Origin of the sequence: Enterobacter sp. SECR19-1250 (assembly GCF_013391025.1) — a bacterium.
Lineage (GTDB): Bacteria > Pseudomonadota > Gammaproteobacteria > Enterobacterales > Enterobacteriaceae > Enterobacter > Enterobacter cloacae.
On sequence record NZ_JACASJ010000062.1, the window covers coordinates 1 to 16,099 of the forward strand.

The 16,099-nt window shown below is 51.3% G+C and carries 17 protein-coding genes, 2 tRNA genes and 2 pseudogenes; 13 read left to right on the plus strand and 8 right to left on the minus strand.

Annotated elements, in window-relative coordinates; all coding sequences use genetic code 11:
• Positions 1–65 precede the first annotated feature (65 nt).
• The 4 genes and pseudogenes from HX884_RS16060 to HX884_RS16075 all read left to right on the plus strand — a co-directional run.
• A pseudogene (locus HX884_RS16060) lies at positions 66–245 on the plus strand (ferrous iron transporter); the annotation flags it as partial.
• Positions 246–250: 5 nt separating this feature from the next.
• Positions 251–1,534, plus strand: coding sequence for an iron uptake transporter deferrochelatase/peroxidase subunit (gene efeB, locus HX884_RS16065; protein WP_178328477.1), 1,284 nt, complete (start codon positions 251–253; stop codon positions 1,532–1,534).
• A gap of 500 nt (positions 1,535–2,034) precedes the next feature.
• Positions 2,035–2,826 carry a phosphate starvation-inducible protein PhoH gene (gene phoH, locus HX884_RS16070; RefSeq protein WP_013097183.1) on the plus strand — a complete coding sequence of 264 codons (792 nt, stop codon included), beginning with the start codon at positions 2,035–2,037 and terminating at the stop codon, positions 2,824–2,826.
• Between the two features lie 408 nt (positions 2,827–3,234).
• A complete protein-coding gene (locus HX884_RS16075; protein ID WP_038419085.1) occupies positions 3,235–4,740 on the plus strand; it encodes a sodium:alanine symporter family protein in 1,506 nt (501 codons plus the stop codon).
• Between the two features lie 192 nt (positions 4,741–4,932).
• On the opposite strand, the gene HX884_RS16080 is transcribed toward HX884_RS16075, so the two are convergent.
• The 3 genes and pseudogenes from HX884_RS16080 to HX884_RS16090 form a co-directional block, all read right to left on the minus strand.
• Positions 4,933–5,020, minus strand: a tRNA-Ser gene (locus tag HX884_RS16080).
• Positions 5,021–5,157: 137 nt separating this feature from the next.
• Positions 5,158–5,836 (minus strand): annotated as a pseudogene (locus HX884_RS16085) (isochorismatase family protein).
• A gap of 20 nt (positions 5,837–5,856) precedes the next feature.
• Complete coding sequence (locus HX884_RS16090; RefSeq protein WP_023622203.1) at positions 5,857–6,717, minus strand: pirin family protein; 861 nt, start codon at positions 6,715–6,717, stop codon at positions 5,857–5,859.
• A 109-nt stretch (positions 6,718–6,826) separates the two neighbouring features.
• On the opposite strand from HX884_RS16090, the gene HX884_RS16095 reads away from it, so the two are divergent.
• Positions 6,827–7,732 (plus strand): LysR family transcriptional regulator, encoded by a 906-nt coding sequence (locus HX884_RS16095; RefSeq protein WP_178328478.1) that lies wholly within the window; start codon positions 6,827–6,829, stop codon positions 7,730–7,732.
• A 131-nt stretch (positions 7,733–7,863) separates the two neighbouring features.
• Here the strand turns inward: HX884_RS16095 and HX884_RS16100 are convergent.
• Positions 7,864–7,951: transfer RNA gene (locus HX884_RS16100), tRNA-Ser, on the minus strand.
• 231 nt (positions 7,952–8,182) lie between these two features.
• Between HX884_RS16100 and ghrA the strand changes: the two genes are divergently transcribed.
• From ghrA to HX884_RS16120, 4 genes are all read left to right on the plus strand, one after another.
• Positions 8,183–9,121 (plus strand): glyoxylate/hydroxypyruvate reductase GhrA, encoded by a 939-nt coding sequence (gene ghrA, locus HX884_RS16105; protein ID WP_040019373.1) that lies wholly within the window; start codon positions 8,183–8,185, stop codon positions 9,119–9,121.
• 84 nt (positions 9,122–9,205) lie between these two features.
• Positions 9,206–9,943: a phosphatase gene (locus tag HX884_RS16110; protein ID WP_040019375.1), complete on the plus strand. Its 738-nt coding sequence runs from the start codon at positions 9,206–9,208 to the stop codon at positions 9,941–9,943.
• Between the two features lie 20 nt (positions 9,944–9,963).
• Positions 9,964–10,518 (plus strand): molecular chaperone, encoded by a 555-nt coding sequence (locus tag HX884_RS16115; RefSeq protein ID WP_013097176.1) that lies wholly within the window; start codon positions 9,964–9,966, stop codon positions 10,516–10,518.
• A gap of 96 nt (positions 10,519–10,614) precedes the next feature.
• Positions 10,615–11,097: a DUF1097 domain-containing protein gene (locus tag HX884_RS16120; protein WP_072200468.1), complete on the plus strand. Its 483-nt coding sequence runs from the start codon at positions 10,615–10,617 to the stop codon at positions 11,095–11,097.
• Between the two features lie 43 nt (positions 11,098–11,140).
• On the opposite strand, the gene csgG is transcribed toward HX884_RS16120, so the two are convergent.
• The 4 genes from csgG to csgD are packed head-to-tail and all read right to left on the minus strand — an operon-like array spanning position 11,141 to position 13,482.
• Positions 11,141–11,974 (minus strand): curli production assembly/transport protein CsgG, encoded by an 834-nt coding sequence (gene csgG / locus HX884_RS16125; protein ID WP_028027948.1) that lies wholly within the window; start codon positions 11,972–11,974, stop codon positions 11,141–11,143.
• A 26-nt stretch (positions 11,975–12,000) separates the two neighbouring features.
• On the minus strand, positions 12,001–12,414 hold the full coding sequence (csgF, locus tag HX884_RS16130) for a curli production assembly/transport protein CsgF (RefSeq protein WP_013097173.1): 414 nt from the start codon (positions 12,412–12,414) through the stop codon (positions 12,001–12,003).
• Positions 12,415–12,437: 23 nt separating this feature from the next.
• A complete protein-coding gene (gene csgE / locus HX884_RS16135; protein ID WP_023620196.1) occupies positions 12,438–12,827 on the minus strand; it encodes a curli production assembly/transport protein CsgE in 390 nt (129 codons plus the stop codon).
• Between the two features lie 4 nt (positions 12,828–12,831).
• Entirely contained in the window at positions 12,832–13,482 is a 651-nt protein-coding gene (csgD, locus tag HX884_RS16140; RefSeq protein WP_023620195.1) for a biofilm master transcriptional regulator CsgD, read from the minus strand.
• Between the two features lie 744 nt (positions 13,483–14,226).
• On the opposite strand from csgD, the gene csgB reads away from it, so the two are divergent.
• The 4 genes from csgB (at position 14,227) to HX884_RS16160 (ending at position 16,061) form a co-directional block, all read left to right on the plus strand.
• Complete coding sequence (gene csgB / locus HX884_RS16145) at positions 14,227–14,682, plus strand: curli minor subunit CsgB (protein WP_178328479.1); 456 nt, start codon at positions 14,227–14,229, stop codon at positions 14,680–14,682.
• A gap of 41 nt (positions 14,683–14,723) precedes the next feature.
• Positions 14,724–15,185 (plus strand): curli major subunit CsgA, encoded by a 462-nt coding sequence (gene csgA / locus HX884_RS16150; RefSeq protein WP_023620194.1) that lies wholly within the window; start codon positions 14,724–14,726, stop codon positions 15,183–15,185.
• A 61-nt stretch (positions 15,186–15,246) separates the two neighbouring features.
• Complete coding sequence (csgC, locus tag HX884_RS16155; protein WP_023620193.1) at positions 15,247–15,579, plus strand: curli assembly chaperone CsgC; 333 nt, start codon at positions 15,247–15,249, stop codon at positions 15,577–15,579.
• A 161-nt stretch (positions 15,580–15,740) separates the two neighbouring features.
• Positions 15,741–16,061, plus strand: a complete 321-nt coding sequence (locus HX884_RS16160) for a type 1 fimbrial protein (protein WP_029881947.1) — start codon at positions 15,741–15,743, stop codon at positions 16,059–16,061.
• Positions 16,062–16,099 lie beyond the last annotated feature (38 nt).

Below are 16,099 nucleotides of genomic sequence, written 5' to 3' on the forward strand. Positions count from 1 at the left end.
AAATGTACGTTTCATCAAACGATCCTCCGCAACCACATGTTTTCACATGGTTGTTCCGTTGACCAATTGAATCTACAGATGCCAACTTTAAGAAAGTCGACACCATTCTGGCGAAGTACCGCACCAAAGACGGGTTTGAAACCTACGACAAACTGACCGACGCCGACCGTAACGCGCTGAAAGGCCCGATTACTACCCTGGCGGAAGATCTCTCCCTGCTGCGTGGCGTACTGGGTCTGGACTAAGCACGATGAACAAGCATGACGAATACGACGTGGCAGAACCGTCACGTCGTCGGTTGTTGAAAGGGGTAGGGGCGCTGGGGGGCGCATTTGCCCTGGCCGGAGGGTGTCCGGTGGCGCATGCGGTAAAACCGCAAAGTGCGCCCGGTACGCTGTCACCGGATGCCCGTATGGAGACGCAGCCTTTCTATGGCGAACATCAGGCGGGCATTCTGACACCACAGCAGGCCTCCATGATGCTGGTGGCCTTTGATTCGCTGGCAAGTGATAAAGCTGACCTGAAGCGCCTGTTTCGCCTGCTGACCACGCGCATCGCGTTTTTGACTGCAGGGGGACCGGCGCCAGAAACGCCAAATCCACGACTGCCGCCTATGGACTCGGGGATCTTAGGGTCGTTCATCGCCCCGGATAATCTGACCATTACGGTGTCGCTGGGCGAATCGCTGTTTGATGAACGTTACGGGCTGGCAAAACAGAAGCCGAAAGCGCTGCAAAAAATGACGCGTTTCCCGAATGATTCTCTGGATGCTGCTCTCTGCCACGGCGATCTGCTCCTGCAGATTTGCGCTAACACGCAGGACACGGTGATCCACGCTCTGCGGGATATCATCAAACACACGCCTGATCTGTTGAGCGTGCGCTGGAAGCGGGAAGGGTTTATCTCTGACCATGCTGCCCGCAGCAAAGGCAAAGAGACGCCGGTGAACCTGCTGGGCTTTAAGGATGGCACCGCCAACCCGGACAGCAGCAACGGCGCGCTAATGAAAGAGGTCGTCTGGGTCACAGCCGATCAGGGTGAGCCTGCCTGGGCCGTCGGCGGGAGCTATCAGGCGGTGCGGGTGATTCAGTTCCATGTGGAATTCTGGGATCGCACGCCGCTTAAAGAGCAGCAGACGATCTTTGGCCGTGACAAGCAGAGCGGGGCGCCGCTTGGCATGAAGCACGAGCATGATGTGCCGGATTACGCCAGCGATCCTAATGGCGATACCATTGCGCTGGACAGCCATATCCGGCTGGCGAACCCGCGCACCAAAGAGACGCAGTCAAACCTGATGATGCGCCGGGGCTATAGCTACTCGCTGGGGGTGACCAATTCCGGTCAGCTGGATATGGGGCTGCTGTTTGTCTGCTATCAGCACGATCTGGAGAAGGGCTTCCTCACCGTGCAGAAGCGGTTAAACGGCGAAGCGCTGGAAGAGTACGTTAAACCTATCGGCGGCGGCTATTTCTTCGCGCTGCCAGGCGTGCGCGATTCGAACGCCTGGCTCGCGCAAGGGCTGATAGAAGCCTGATAATTGTCCCTGCGATAGTTCGTGGGGACATTATTTTTTCATATGACTATCCCTCTGTTATATTTCTGTAATATTCCTGTATGAGACTGTTTTCAACTACAGGAGCAGTCTTAAAAGTTGCATTCAGGTAAAATAAATGTTGCATTTATGATAATCCCTGATGTACTTAAGATAAGACAGCGGTAGTTCCCGGCAGTGATGCTGAATCACTATGGAGATCGCGAATGGTATCGTCCTGTACTGGACAAGGTAAACACAACAACCGCAGTACCCGGCGCGGAGGCTCAGACTCCGGCAGCGATTTCCTCACCACTAAATTCTCCCCTTCTATTCAGAAACCAGATTCTACCGACGTGCAGAATGGTGCGCGTAGCTATTCTGTATCGTCATCCGGCAAGGCAAGCAATGGCTTACAAGGAAGCCAACCCTCTGATGTTCGTGCGCATAATCGTGCCGAAACTGGCGCGTGTGATGAATACCAACAACTCAAGGTGCTATCCATGGGAAGACAAAAAGCAGTGATCAAAGCTCGTCGCGAAGCAAAACGTGTGCTGAGACGGGATTCACGTAGTCATAAACAGCGTGAAGAAGAATCGGTCACCTCGCTTGTGCAGATGAGTGGCGTAGAAGCAATTGGCATGGCGCGGGACAGCCGTGATAATTCCCCAATTGTGGCGCGCAATGAGGCTCAGGCGCACTACCTGAATGCTATCGAGAGTAAACAGCTCATCTTTGCAACCGGTGAAGCCGGATGCGGGAAAACTTGGATCAGTGCAGCCAAAGCAGCGGAGGCCCTGATCCATAAGGACGTGGAGAGAATTATTGTTACCCGTCCGGTACTGCAAGCTGATGAAGATCTCGGCTTCTTACCCGGTGACATATCGGAGAAGTTTGCCCCTTACTTCAGGCCCGTTTATGACGTGCTGGTGAAGCGACTGGGTGCATCCTTTATGCAGTACTGCCTGCGACCAGAGATTGGCAAGGTGGAAATCGCGCCGTTCGCCTATATGCGCGGACGTACATTTGAAAATGCGGTCGTCATTCTTGACGAGGCTCAGAATGTGACCGCTGCGCAAATGAAGATGTTCTTAACGCGCCTCGGGGAGAACGTGACGGTTATCGTCAATGGCGATATTACCCAGTGCGACCTGCCATCCGGCGTGAAATCCGGCTTGAGCGACGCCATGTCACGTTTTGAGGAAGACGACATGATTGGGGTAGTACGCTTTACCAAAGAAGATTGTGTGCGGTCGGCGCTGTGCCAGCGCACGCTGGAAGTCTATTCCGACTGACGGTAAAACATCGCCGTTTTACCGCTCACCTGTCATCCCTTCCCGGCGTAATGCCGGGAAGCTTCGTTTATTTCTTCTCACGACTCGCGTCTGGTTGTCTTTTAAAAGATTGCCTGTCTTGCGGAATTCATCATGTCGGTTATTCATTTTTGACGCTGGTTTTTTATCACGCTCAGCGAAATGTGATGTGTATTTATAATATCCACAAAGTACCCATGAATATCATGATCGCGCTAATTGTTCGCTCAAATTTAAACGTGAATGTTGTCACATAATGTTACTAAGATGTGAAAATTAAGTTGGTGTATTGTGTCTAATTCTCTATGTTTCGTACTGATTCAAACAACATTCTAACAAGAAAATCCCATGGGGAACCGTTTCCCTGGAACATCACGTTGAGGGTCATACATGAACGAACTGGTTGGTGCAATTAACGGTGTTATCTGGAGCCCGGCGTTAATATTTTTATGTCTGGGTGTCGGCCTCTATTTCTCATTACGTAGTCGTTTTTTGCAGTTACGTCATATAAAACATATGATTACCTTGATGTTTCAGGGGCGTCCTACCGATGCTGGTGTATCGTCGTTCCAGGCACTGACGATGACGCTGGCAGGGCGTGTAGGGACCGGGAACATTGCTGGCGTCGCCACCGCTATTACCTTCGGTGGACCGGGCGCACTTTTCTGGATGTGGATTGTGGCGTTTTTGGGGGCCAGCTCTGCGTTTGTGGAATCTACGTTGGGCCAGGTTTATAAAGAAAAAATCAACGGTGAATATCGTGGCGGTCCTGCCTTTTATATTGAAAAAGGATTAGGCGTTAAATGGTATGCATGGTTATTTGCCGTCGTCACCATTTTCTCCTGCGGTTTATTACTGCCAGGGGTACAAGCAAACTCGATTGGTGCCAGCCTGGATATTGCATTTGGGCTTGATCCAAATGTCACGGCAGCATTACTTGCCGTACTGTTAAGTTTTATTATTTTCGGTGGTGTGAAAAGGATCGCCAGTTTTAGCAGTATGGTCGTTCCGTTTATGGCGCTCGGCTATATTATTGTGGCTTGCGTTATTATCGCCATTAATATTACCGAGCTTCCTGGTGTGATTCTGTTGATCTGGAAAAGCGCTTTTGGTCTGGAAGCTGGTTTTGGTGCCATTCTTGGTCAGGCTATCATGTGGGGCGTTAAGCGCGGGGTCTATTCCAATGAGGCGGCGCAAGGTACCGGGCCGCATGCGTCATCCGCGGCGGCAGTGAGCCATCCGGTGAAGCAGGGGCTGGTTCAGGCTTTCTCGGTCTATATCGACACGCTGTTTGTCTGCTCGGCGACCGGGTTTATGCTGTTGATCACCGGTCTGTATAACGTGCAGGGCATTGACGGTGCTGCACTCTATACCGGTATTTCCGGCGTGGCAGCAGGGCCTGGCTATGTGCAGACGGCAATGGAAAGTATGATGCCAGGCTTTGGTAATTACTTTGTTGCTGTTGCGCTGTTCTTCTTTGCCTTCACGACCATTATTGCTTACTACTATATTGCTGAAACCAATATCGCCTTCATCAACCGTAAAATTCACCGTCCATGGCTGACATTCGTGCTCAAATTATGCCTGATGGCTTCAACGGTATATGGCACAGTTCGTACGGCGGATCTGGCATGGGGGCTGGGGGATATTGGGGTAGGGCTGATGGCATGGCTTAACATTATTGCCATTGTGCTTTTACATAAAAAAGCGTTTGCCAGCCTTAAGGATTATGAAATTCAGAATGCGCAGGGGGTGGATCCGCACTTTGACCCGATTCGACTGGGGATTAAAAACGCGGATTACTGGCTGGAAGAGCGTAAAGATGAACCTGCTGCGAATCCAGAACAGACGACTTCTGTCGTGAGAGAGCAGAACGCAGGGAAACTGAACAATTAATCGTGGTAGCCCGTATTAATTTACGGGCCCATGGGTCTTGTAGGCCGGGTAAGCGTTAGAGCCACCCGGCGAATAAGGCGACTACGTTGCTGAACTGTCTTTGTCGAACCCCGGTCGGGGATTCTCATCCCCCCTTTCGGAGACTATAAAAGAAAAAAGCCCGTACTTTCGTACGAGCTCTTGTCTTGAATATGGCGGTGAGGGGGGGATTCGAACCCCCGATACGTTGCCGTATACACACTTTCCAGGCGTGCTCCTTCAGCCACTCGGACACCTCACCATATTGTTTTGCTGCCTGACCGCTTGGGGGGCAACGGGGCGCTACTATAGGGAGTTGCGCTAAAACGGTCAAGCAGATTTTCAGCTTTAATGCGTGTTCGGTTAAGCCTTAATCAGCTTTGGTCACAGCACGGGCGCTTAACGCTGTGAATCGAGCGCTTCGCTGTTTTTCACCACTTCCTGCGCCTTACCGTAGCTCTCGATCAGCAGCTGGTACGCCGGGAAAATGTGCGTGTAGACTTCTGCCCACTCGGCCGCATCTTCACGGTTCCATGTCCGCTGGATCTCAGAGGCAACAGCCGCCGTATCCATTGGCACTACGCCCGCCTGTACCACACGGGCCAGGGTGATCTCCTGCGCCATTTTGCTGTAAGTACCGGACGCATCAATCACCGCAAAGACTTTATAGCCATCCGCCACTGCGCTAATCGACGGAAACGCCATGCAGACGCTGGTGATGGTACCGGCGATAATCAACGTCTTACGTCCGGTGGCTTTAACCGCGGCCACAAATTCCGGGTTATCCCAGGCGTTGATCTCCCCTTTACGTGCCACATACTGTGCATGCGGCGCGTTGGCATGAATTTCCGGGATGAGCGGACCGTTCGGGCCCTGCGGGACGGAAGCGGTGGTGATCACCGGGATGTTCGCAAGCGTCGCGATTTTCGCCAGAGCCGCCGCACGGGCACGCAGCTCTGGCATCGGCATATCGCCAGACGGTCTGGAACAGGCCACTCTGGTGGTCGATAAGCAACATCACCGCATCGTTCACATCAATGATCGGACGTGCTCCATTAAAGTTGGCAGGTGTAGACATGTTCATCTCCTTTATTACGGTTAGATCTGGCCGAAACGGCCGGAGTTGAAATCACGAATGGCTTCATTGATTTCGGTTTTACTGTTCATCACGAACGGGCCGTAGCCCACAATCGGTTCATTCAGCGGCGCACCGGCCATCAGCAGTACTTTGGCATCGCTGCTGGCTTCCAGGTGTAACCTGTCACCTTCCTGACTCATGACCACCAGCTGTGCTTCTCCCGCGTGAGCCGTACCGTTCACCGTGACATGGCCTTCCAGCACCACCAGCGCCGTGCTCCAGCCCTCTGGCTGACTCAGCGTGACGTGGCTGCCCTGGTTGAGGGCAATGTCCCACACGTTCAGCGGTGAGAAGGTATGCGCCGGTCCGCTAACATCGTCGTAGTGACCAGCGATAACCCGCAGCGAGCCGCTGTTGTCGGGCAGCGTCACCACCGGGATATCGGCTTTGGTAATGCTCTGATAGCCCGGCGTGGCCATTTTGTCTTTCGCCGGCAGGTTGACCCAAAGCTGCATCATCTTGAGCTCTCCGCCTTTGTGCGCGAACGCGCTGGAGTGGAACTCTTCATGCAGAATGCCTGCACCGGCTGTCATCCACTGCACGTCGCCCGGACCAATGACGCCGCCTCTGCCGGTGGAGTCGCGATGCTCCACTTCGCCGGAATAGACAATGGTGACCGTTTCAAAACCACGATGCGGATGCTCGCCCACCCCGCGTTTTGTGCCGTCCGCCGGGAAGGTATGTGGGCCTGCGTAGTCCAGCAGTAAGAACGGGCTCAGCGACTCGCCGTGTGTCTGATAAGAAAACATCGAACGCACCGGGAAACCATTGCCAACCCAGTGTTGACGGGGGGCGGTATAGACGCCTGTTACGTTTTTCATGATGAACTCCTGATGTTCTGTTGATGTAATTAGCTTATATTCTGAGTTAATGTTCCGGTAGAGAGTGAAAATGGCATTCACTGTTCTGAAAATAGAACGATGAGGATTTATGCAGGATCTCAATGACTTTGTGTGGTTTGTGAAAGTGGTCGACTACGGTGGTTTTGCAGCAGCAGGGCGGGCACTCGATCTGCCTAAGTCCAGACTGAGCCGCCGTATTGCGCAGCTTGAAGAGCGGCTCGGCGTGCGGTTAATTCAACGTACAACGCGACAATTTACGGTAACGGAGGTCGGGCAGACGTTCTATCAACACTGCAAAGCCATGATGGTTGAAGCGGAAGCGGCGGAAGAAGCCGTGGCCGCGCTGCAGGCGGAACCGCGCGGTATCGTCAGGCTCACCTGTCCTGTCACGTTGTTGCATGTGCATGTCGGCCCGATGCTGGCGCGGTTTATGGTGCGCTATCCCGGGATCAACCTTCAGCTGGAAGCAACGAACCGGCGGGTTGATCTGGTGGGGGAAGGTGTGGATGTGGCGATCCGCGTGCGTCCCCGTCCGTTTGATGACAGCGATCTGGTATTACGGGTGCTTGCCGACCGGGGACATTGCCTGGTCGCGGGCCCGGCCTTGATTGAACGCCTGGGAAAACCGTCGATGCCGTCAGAACTCAACGCCTGGCCCGGGTTGAGTATGGGCGAGGGTAAGCATATCCATAAATGGCAATTATGCGGCCCGGAAGGCGCGAAAGCAGAAATCCATTTTTCCCCGCGCCTGATTACCACCGACATGCTGGCGCTGCGTGAAGCGGCCATGGCGGGGATCGGTGTGGTGCAACTGCCGATATTGATGGTGAAAGATCAGCTGGCATCAGGAGAGCTGATTCGGGTGCTGGAGGCGTGGGAGCCAAAAAGAGAAGTGATTCATGCGGTTTATCCATCAAGACGCGGATTACTGCCGTCCGTCAGGGCGCTGGTGGATTTTCTTACAGAAGAGTATGCACGGATGGTTGAAGAGTAGTTTTTTGTAGGTCGGGTAAGCGCAGCGCCACCCGACATGAAGAGCGCAGGGGGCTCAAGGTTCTCATCCCCCTTTTCGGAGACTATAAAAGAAAAAAGCCCCTACTTTCGTACGAGCTCTTGCCTTGAATATGGCGGTGAGGGGGGGATTCGAACCCCCGATACGTTGCCGTATACACACTTTCCAGGCGTGCTCCTTCAGCCACTCGGACACCTCACCATATTGTCATCCCGTTGTTGTCGGGACGGGCGCTAATGTAAGGAAAAGCCGAACAGCCGTCAACACACTTTTTCAGTAAATTAGCGCATTTAGACAAACTTCAAACAACATGATTCTTAAATGTGCTGAAAGCGCCTTTTTTATCGGCAACGCGGTCCGGCGATAAATTTGTTATGCTGGCAATCCAGTTGAAAATGAAAATAAAACAGCGCAAAAAAGGCAGGAATGAGTATGGATATTATCTTCTATCACCCCACTTTTGATACGGCTTACTGGATTAAGGCACTTTCGGCAGCGTTACCGGGGGCGCGCGTGCGTGAATGGAAGCGCGGTGATAACGAACATGCAGACTACGCGCTGGTCTGGCATCCCCCGGTCGAGATGCTCCAGGGGCGCAAGCTGAAGGCCGTTTTTGCCCTCGGTGCCGGTGTGGATTCCATTCTGAGCAAACTGAAAGCGCACCCTGAAATGCTGCCGGAGGAGATCCCCCTGTTCCGCCTGGAAGATACCGGCATGGGCCAGCAAATGCAGGAATATGCCGTGAGTCAGGTGCTGCACTGGTTCCGGCGCTTTGACGATTATCAGGCCTTAAAACTGCAATCCCGTTGGGAGCCGCTGCCAGAATATCAACGTGAAGAGTTTACCATCGGTATCCTCGGGGCGGGCGTGCTCGGCTCAAAAGTGGCGGAAGCGCTGGCACCGTGGGGCTTCCCGCTGCGCTGCTGGAGCCGCAGCCGCAAGAACTATCCTGGCGTTGAGAGTTTTGCCGGAACAGATGAACTCCCGGCGTTTCTGAAGGGGACGCGCGTACTGATCAATCTGCTGCCGAATACGGCGGAAACGGTCGGCATTATTAATAGCGCGCTTCTGAATCAGCTGGTGGATCAGAGTTACGTGATGAATCTGGCGCGCGGGGTTCATCTGGTGGAAGCCGATCTCCTCAAGGCCCTTGAGGGTGGCAAGGTGAAAGGCGCGATGCTGGATGTGTACAGCCGCGAGCCGTTGCCGGCAGAGAGCCCGCTGTGGGCACATCCGCGCGTGGCGATGACCCCACACGTCGCCGCCGTGACGCGTCCGGCAGAGGCGGTGGCCTATATTACGCACACCATCAGTGAGATAGAGCAGGGCAACGCGGTGACCGGGCAGGTCGACAGAACGCGCGGCTACTGAGTGAAACCCGGCGTTAGCCGGGTTTTTGCTAATAATCGCAGCAGATAACTGCTATCCTTTGGAAAAACCGCAGAGGAGAGAGAGATGTATCCCGTTGACCTGCATATGCACACCGTCGCCAGCACCCACGCGTATAGCAACCTCCATGATTACATTGCACAAGCGAAGCTCAAGGGCATCAGGCTTTTTGCGATCACCGATCATGGCCCGGATATGGCGGATGCGCCGCACTACTGGCATTTTGTGAATATGCGGATCTGGCCACGCCTGGTGGACGGTATTGGGATACTGCGTGGCATTGAGGCGAACATTAAAAATACCGACGGTGAGATCGACTGCACCGGCCCGATGCTGACATCTCTTGACCTTATTCTCGCCGGTTTCCATGAACCTGTCTTTGCGCCTCAGGATAAAGAAACCAATACCGCAGCGATGATTGCCACCATTGCCAGCGGCAACGTGCATATTATTAGCCACCCCGGCAACCCGAAGTACCCAATCGATATTCAGGCTGTCGCGCAGGCGGCAGCGAAGCATCACGTGGCGCTGGAGATTAACAACTCCTCCTTCGTGCACTCGCGTAAGGGCAGTGAAGCGAACTGCCGCGAAGTGGCGGCCGCAGTGCGTGATGCCGGAGGCATGGTGGCGCTGGGTTCAGATTCCCATACTGCGTTCACACTGGGTGATTTCAGCGAGTGCCTGAAAGTGCTGAATGATGTTAACTTCCCGGAAGCGCAAATCCTGAACGTGACCCCTCGTCGCATGCTCGATTTCCTTGAGTCACGCGGAATGGAACCGATTGCCGAATTTGCCGATCTTTAATTGTGTAATGGAATAAAAAAATGAATGAGTTTTCCATCCTTTGCCGCGTGCTGGGTACGCTGTACTACCGCCAGCCTCAAGACCCGCTGCTGGTCCCGCTCTTTACATTAATTCGTGAAGGGAAACTGGCGCAGAACTGGCCGCTGGAACAGGATGATTTACTGGAGCGACTGCAGAAAAGCTGCGACATGCAGCAAATCTCCACAGATTACAACGCGCTGTTTGTGGGGGAAGAGTGCCGTGTTTCACCTTACCGCTCTGCCTGGCAGGAAGGGGCAACGGAAGCGGAAGTGCGCGCTTTTCTTTCAGAGCGCGGCATGCCGCTGACCGACACGCCTGCCGATCATATCGGTACGCTGCTGCTGGCCGCATCCTGGATTGAGGACCACGCCGGTGACGATGAGAACGAAGCCATCGAAACCTTGTTCGAAATGTACCTGCTGCCGTGGGTCGGGACATTCCTTGGGAAAGTTGAAGCGCATGCCACCTCGCCATTCTGGAGAACGCTGGCTCCCCTGACGCGTGACGCCATCGCTGCAATGTGGGATGAGCTGGAAGAAGAGAATGAAGAGTGATCACGGTCACATTAGTTCTGCAACGCAACGCATCATCTTGCATATAATGTGCTTCTGATCTCATTTCCATGGCGCGCTTCTGCTAAGATGCGCGCCATGAACATATTACTTTGTATCGCACTCACAACAGGTATCCTCTCCGGACTTTGGGGATGGGTGGCCGTCTCTCTCGGACTGCTCAGCTGGGCTGGATTTCTTGGCTGCACGGCCTACTTCGCCTGCCCGCAGGGCGGGATCAAAGGGCTTTTTATCTCTGGCTGCACGCTGATGAGCGGCGTTATCTGGGCGCTGGTTATCATGAAGGGCAGCGCGCTCGCTCCGCATCTGGAAATCCTCGGCTATATCATGACGGGCGTGGTCGCCTTTTTGATGTGCGTTCAGGCAAAGCATCTGTTGCTGTCGTTTGTACCCGGCACCTTTATGGGGGCGTGTGCCACCTTTGCGGGGCAGGGTGACTGGAAGCTGGTGGTCCCCTCGCTGGCGCTGGGGTTGCTGTTTGGCTATGCCATGAAGAACAGTGGTCTGTGGCTGGCGGCACGACGAGAAAAAGCGCAAAACGTGCCAGCGGTGAGTGAATAAAAAAAGGCGAGATAACTATCTCGCCTTTTTTATGCGCGTCCTGTCAGGATTCCGGAGGAACCGACATATCGCGGTATTTCACCAGTACCGGGTTTTGCACGTCTGCTTTGTTTTGCAGATCCCACAGCCCGCGGTCGATACCATCATTTATCAGGAAGATAACCCCGGTTTCAATGGCTGACATCAGGCACATCATCACCGGCTCGTTAGAGGTATAACCGATTTCACCCTCCAGCAGACGCTGATAGTCAATGAAGCGGAACACCCCGGCCTGCACTTCATAAGAGAGTATGGTTTTGCTGGTGGTTACCGAAGAGAGCACTTCCCCGGTACTGACGTTAACGACACGCAGGTTAACGGCAATTTGGTCGAGCTGATACTGGGTATCTGCACCGATACCAAAATAACGTGCGCCAGCACCGCCAGATTTCACGTTACTTTCGTAACCGATAATCGACCCTTCAATCATAACGTTCGCCGCAGCCAGAGATTGCAGCGGCATGCGGTTATTATCTGCAACGGTACCATTCTCCTGCGCCGCACGAATAATTTTTCGTTCATTTAACAGGTTTTGCAGCCCCTGACGTTCCAGTGGAATAAACCAGCGCGAATCTTTCAGCGCGGTCACCAGCATGGCGGTGGCGCTTTGCGGTACTGCCGTAGAGAAGTTACTTGCCGGGTAAGGTTTAAATTGCCCGGTTTCATCCTGAATGTTGTAGACGGAGACAAATATTTTACCTGTCGGGGCAGGCAAATGGGTTAAATCACGATAACTTTGAGCCCGAGGCATTAATGTCGGTTTTGCAGCTTCTTTAGGTGGAGCAGTTAAACAACCGCTCAATAAGCACACTGCAACAAGTATCAGGAAGCGCTGCATGATCGTTGTCCTTATTTTGGGGTTGTTCAAAAGTCAGTCGAGTTATTTTGTAAACCGGAAACCTGAATGGTTGAGGTTTTTCCGGTTTTACGATCGGTAACGTTCAACTGGAGCTGCCCGTCCCTGTTGGCGATATCGACAATGAAGTCATTGGTCACCATGCGGCCGGGTTTGCCGGTGTTGATATTGGTCAGCAAACCGCCCAAAATTTGCGACTGGATCGCCTGGGTGAAGTTGTCCAGTGCAGATGGCGTATCCACGCTAAAATCCTTGAAGCTGGGATCTTTATAAGAATTTTGCGCCTGGGCTTCATTCAACATGAACGCCCCATTATTCGGGTTACCACCAAAGTTGGGATTACGGAACTGGAATGTCATATTCCCGGCCCAGCTTAATGGGGTGATGAGCATTATCGAAACAACTGCATATGCAATACGCATGACAGCCTCCGGATATAGGTTCGCTAGAACTCGTCTTTTGCTAAATCTCTTGTGCTTAATAGCGCTTTGTCTATTTGCATGCGATTAATAGCGTCTTCTGATTGCGCCAGCGCCAAGGCTACGTTTTTATCGAAGTCTATTTTGGTGGGAAATAAAAATGTTTGATAAATAACGAACTGATTAGCCGTTATTGTTATCCAACTTCCCCATCGTGCACTGGGCCGCTCGTTGATTGTTATATTTCCAGGATACGTACTGTCCCATTTATCACTGAAGGCACGATAAAAATTGTGTCCGACAGAAGAGACGGTATGGTCCGTTAACAATCCGGGAACTTCGACCTCGACGGCCTTCAGGTTCCCGGCAGCGAGCAGAAAGCCCGCTGCGGCAATCCAACTCATGGTGCGTTTCATGTGATTAACGCCTGAGGTTATCGTTTGCCCATGAAACCGCCTGAGTTCGGTTTTTAACAGCTATCTTCTTGAAAAGATTATAAAGGTGCGTCTTTACCGTATTTTCGCTGATAAATAACGAACGGGCGATTTCAATATTTGAAGCACCAATGCGCAATTTGTTCAGGATCTCTTTCTCGCGGTGCGTTAGCAGTGCTGACTCTGAACTGTTGTAGCGGTAATTTCCGGAGTGCGTGATAAGGTAGCTGGCCAGCTTTTGCGAAAAATAACACTCTCCTCGCAAGATACCTTGCAGGCCTTCTACCACCCGATTCTCTTCTTCAGTGACGTAGAACACGCCATTGATATGCGGCCAACTTTCAATGTCCCGGAAAGGATACTCGTCAGGCGTATTCAATAATAACACGCGGATGTTATTGTTTTTCCTGCTCAAAGTATCTTGCCAGTAATGGATGAGCTTTTTATCCGCTTCCATCATATCGAAAAGAATAATGCAGCCAGGTGCAATATCATCGAAAGAACGTTGAATATTATGCAATTTCCCGTTCAGTGATAAAGATTGCTTTAAATGTTGTAATAAAGCGGTCGCCTGCAAAGAAGGTTTTGTGATCAACAGTAATGTATGACCATGTAAACTATGGACTTCATTATACATGATGAAACCCCACTTTTTTATGACACCTGGCAGTTGTCCTCCTGCGAAAAGAGGACACCAGAAGTACTGACAGATGTTGCGCTGCTGTGTGTAGAATCAAACCATAACCTCCACAAGGGAGGGAAATATAAAACGAATTTCGTACATCTAATTTCAATCTAGCTTTTACGAAGTTTAAAGCAAGTGTTAAACGTGTAACAAGATGTAAAAATCAATATTAATTTGTGAAATTACACCTTCTTAAACGCCTTTAATTGATGAGAAAGTTGTACAGATAAATAACGCTGCATAGATTTTAAATATCATACAAATATTTATATGTGACTGATTTTAATGTTTTTATGCTATTCTTTTTCAGAAATTTTAAAGTATGAGTTTCAAAAAAAATCTAAGCTACGGAATGAATGCCGCTTCGCCTTAAGAAATCGCGTCTTGTGTCACACGTTAACGTTAATGTCATCCTGTCGTTACGTTTAACCCTTCCTCTCTCGCGTCGGAACAGCCGCTGCGATGTTTCACCCATTTGCGATGGATAAGGCTTTATAAAAATTAAATGGCTTCGCTTATCACTATTTTTGTTCAGGAATTAATACTTTGAGGTGACCTGTAAAATAAAAATAAGCCGCGCGGGTGAGATATTTAACGTGTTTCGGCAGACATACTCTTCACCGTAACGACGCGTTAACAAAATATGCGTTGTTCTAACCTGAAGTCTTTTAAAACAGCCAGGTCCAGGGTGGCAACATGAAAAACACATCGTTATTTATGATGTTTACATTACTGGGAGCGCCTGGGGTTGTCACCGCGGCGAATTCAGATTTGGCTACCTCTGAATATAACTTTGCGGTAAATGAATTAAGCCGTACATCATTAAATCAGGCAGCCATTGTTGGTCAACAGGGTGTACTTAATGACGCTCAAGTGCGCCAGGACGGTTCAAAATTATTGTCCATCGTTTCCCAGGATGGGTCAGGTAACAGGGCGCGGGTTGATCAATCAGGGACTTATAATATTGCGTATATTGCTCAGAGCGGCTTTGCGAATGATGCAGATATTACGCAGGATGGATTTGGTAATAGTGCGAAAATTATCCAGAAAGGGTCGGGTAATAGGGCAAGCATCACGCAGTACGGTACACAGAAAAACGCAGTTGTAGTGCAAAAACAGTCGCAAATGGCAATTCGCGTTATTCAACGTTAGTTATTCGCGGCGACTTTAATCAATCCGATGGGGGTTTTACCATGAAATTTATCAAAGTGGCAGCTCTTGCAGCAATCGTCGTTTCTGGTAGTGCTATGGCCGGTCTCATTGATCAAGGTGGCTGGGGCCATGGACACGGTCATGGCCATGGTCAAGGCGGTAATGGCCCAAATTCAACCCTGAATATTTACCAGAACGGTGGCGGTAACTCAGCTGTCGCCTTGCAGACCAATGCCAGAGATTCAACGCTGTCTATTAGCCAGAGCGGTGGCGGTAATGGCGCAGATGTTGGACAAGGTTCTGACGACAGCACCATCTCTCTGACTCAGAATGGTTTTGCCAACAGCGCAACGCTTGATCAATGGAACAGTCACGACTCCACAATGAATGTGAGCCAGTACGGTGGATTTAACGGCGCAATGGTTGATCAGACTGCGTCTAATTCTACGGTCAATGTTACCCAGATTGGTTTTGGTAACCACGCTGCAGCTTATCAGTATTAATACTGAAATCTGTGCTACAAAAAAACAGGGCCTCAGCCCTGTTTTTTTTCGGGAGTGCATCATGAATACCTTAATTCTCCTTGCCGCGCTTTCCAGTCAAATAACGTTTAACACATCGCAGCAGGGCGATATGACCACCATTATTCCCCAGGTTACGCTGACAACGCCGTGTGATTGTCTGGTACAAATCGTGGCTGAACGGGAAGGGCAGAGTGGTCAAAGTACATCACGCCAGCAAAACAGGCTTTTTATCCCCGCTAATCAGACGATCGATTTAATGCGGCTGAGTTTAAATATTGGTACGGGGGATACGGTGAACATTATTGTCACCGTCTCTGATGGTAAATCGCTTCATTTATCACAGCAGTGGTCACCGCCGGAGAAGAGGCTTTAATCATTCATAAAATCAATGATTTGCCAATGTGGCATGCCTTCACCGTTGAGCTATGCTGATAACAGGAACTGAGCAACTAAGTTCCGGAACGTGAAACTACGTTTGCTTTAATGGAGCGCTTTTACCCCTCAAGGACGATTTTCATTGAGGAGTACATACACGTGACCAAATATATCGCTCAACTCGCTTCTGGTTTTAGTCTGCTCGTTTCTCTTTTTGTAACCCCGGTTTTTGCGGCGACGGTTGTTGAGGGTGGGGTCATTCATTTTCGCGGCGCGATTGTCGCCGACCCCTGTGAAGTGACTGCACAAACGCGGCAGTTTGCGTTGTCATGCCCGGAAAATAACCGGATTCATACGCGCATAGTCAGTTATGAAGATGCACTTAATGGCCATGTGACCGATACCAGCCTTGCCACCCTCAGCATGAAGTACCTCAATCCTGAAAAAACGCTCGCGGTGGTACAAATTCAGTACCGCTGATGTGTGCTCTTCCGCTTTACGGCGGAAGAGGTTTTTCC

Coding starts and splice junctions, on each gene's coding strand:
- csgG (WP_028027948.1), bottom strand. CDS start 11,974: ATGCAGCGCTTCCTGATACTTGTTGCAGTGTGCTTATTGAGCGGTTGT.
- csgD (WP_023620195.1), bottom strand. CDS start 13,482: ATGTATAATGAAGTCCATAGTTTACATGGTCATACATTACTGTTGATC.
- HX884_RS16110 (WP_040019375.1), top strand. CDS start 9,206: ATGTATCCCGTTGACCTGCATATGCACACCGTCGCCAGCACCCACGCG.
- phoH (WP_013097183.1), top strand. CDS start 2,035: ATGGGAAGACAAAAAGCAGTGATCAAAGCTCGTCGCGAAGCAAAACGT.
- HX884_RS16095 (WP_178328478.1), top strand. CDS start 6,827: ATGCAGGATCTCAATGACTTTGTGTGGTTTGTGAAAGTGGTCGACTAC.
- HX884_RS16120 (WP_072200468.1), top strand. CDS start 10,615: ATGAACATATTACTTTGTATCGCACTCACAACAGGTATCCTCTCCGGA.
- ghrA (WP_040019373.1), top strand. CDS start 8,183: ATGGATATTATCTTCTATCACCCCACTTTTGATACGGCTTACTGGATT.
- csgB (WP_178328479.1), top strand. CDS start 14,227: ATGAAAAACACATCGTTATTTATGATGTTTACATTACTGGGAGCGCCT.
- csgA (WP_023620194.1), top strand. CDS start 14,724: ATGAAATTTATCAAAGTGGCAGCTCTTGCAGCAATCGTCGTTTCTGGT.
- HX884_RS16115 (WP_013097176.1), top strand. CDS start 9,964: ATGAATGAGTTTTCCATCCTTTGCCGCGTGCTGGGTACGCTGTACTAC.
- HX884_RS16075 (WP_038419085.1), top strand. CDS start 3,235: ATGAACGAACTGGTTGGTGCAATTAACGGTGTTATCTGGAGCCCGGCG.
- csgE (WP_023620196.1), bottom strand. CDS start 12,827: ATGAAACGCACCATGAGTTGGATTGCCGCAGCGGGCTTTCTGCTCGCT.
- HX884_RS16090 (WP_023622203.1), bottom strand. CDS start 6,717: ATGAAAAACGTAACAGGCGTCTATACCGCCCCCCGTCAACACTGGGTT.
- efeB (WP_178328477.1), top strand. CDS start 251: ATGAACAAGCATGACGAATACGACGTGGCAGAACCGTCACGTCGTCGG.
- csgF (WP_013097173.1), bottom strand. CDS start 12,414: ATGCGTATTGCATATGCAGTTGTTTCGATAATGCTCATCACCCCATTA.
- csgC (WP_023620193.1), top strand. CDS start 15,247: ATGAATACCTTAATTCTCCTTGCCGCGCTTTCCAGTCAAATAACGTTT.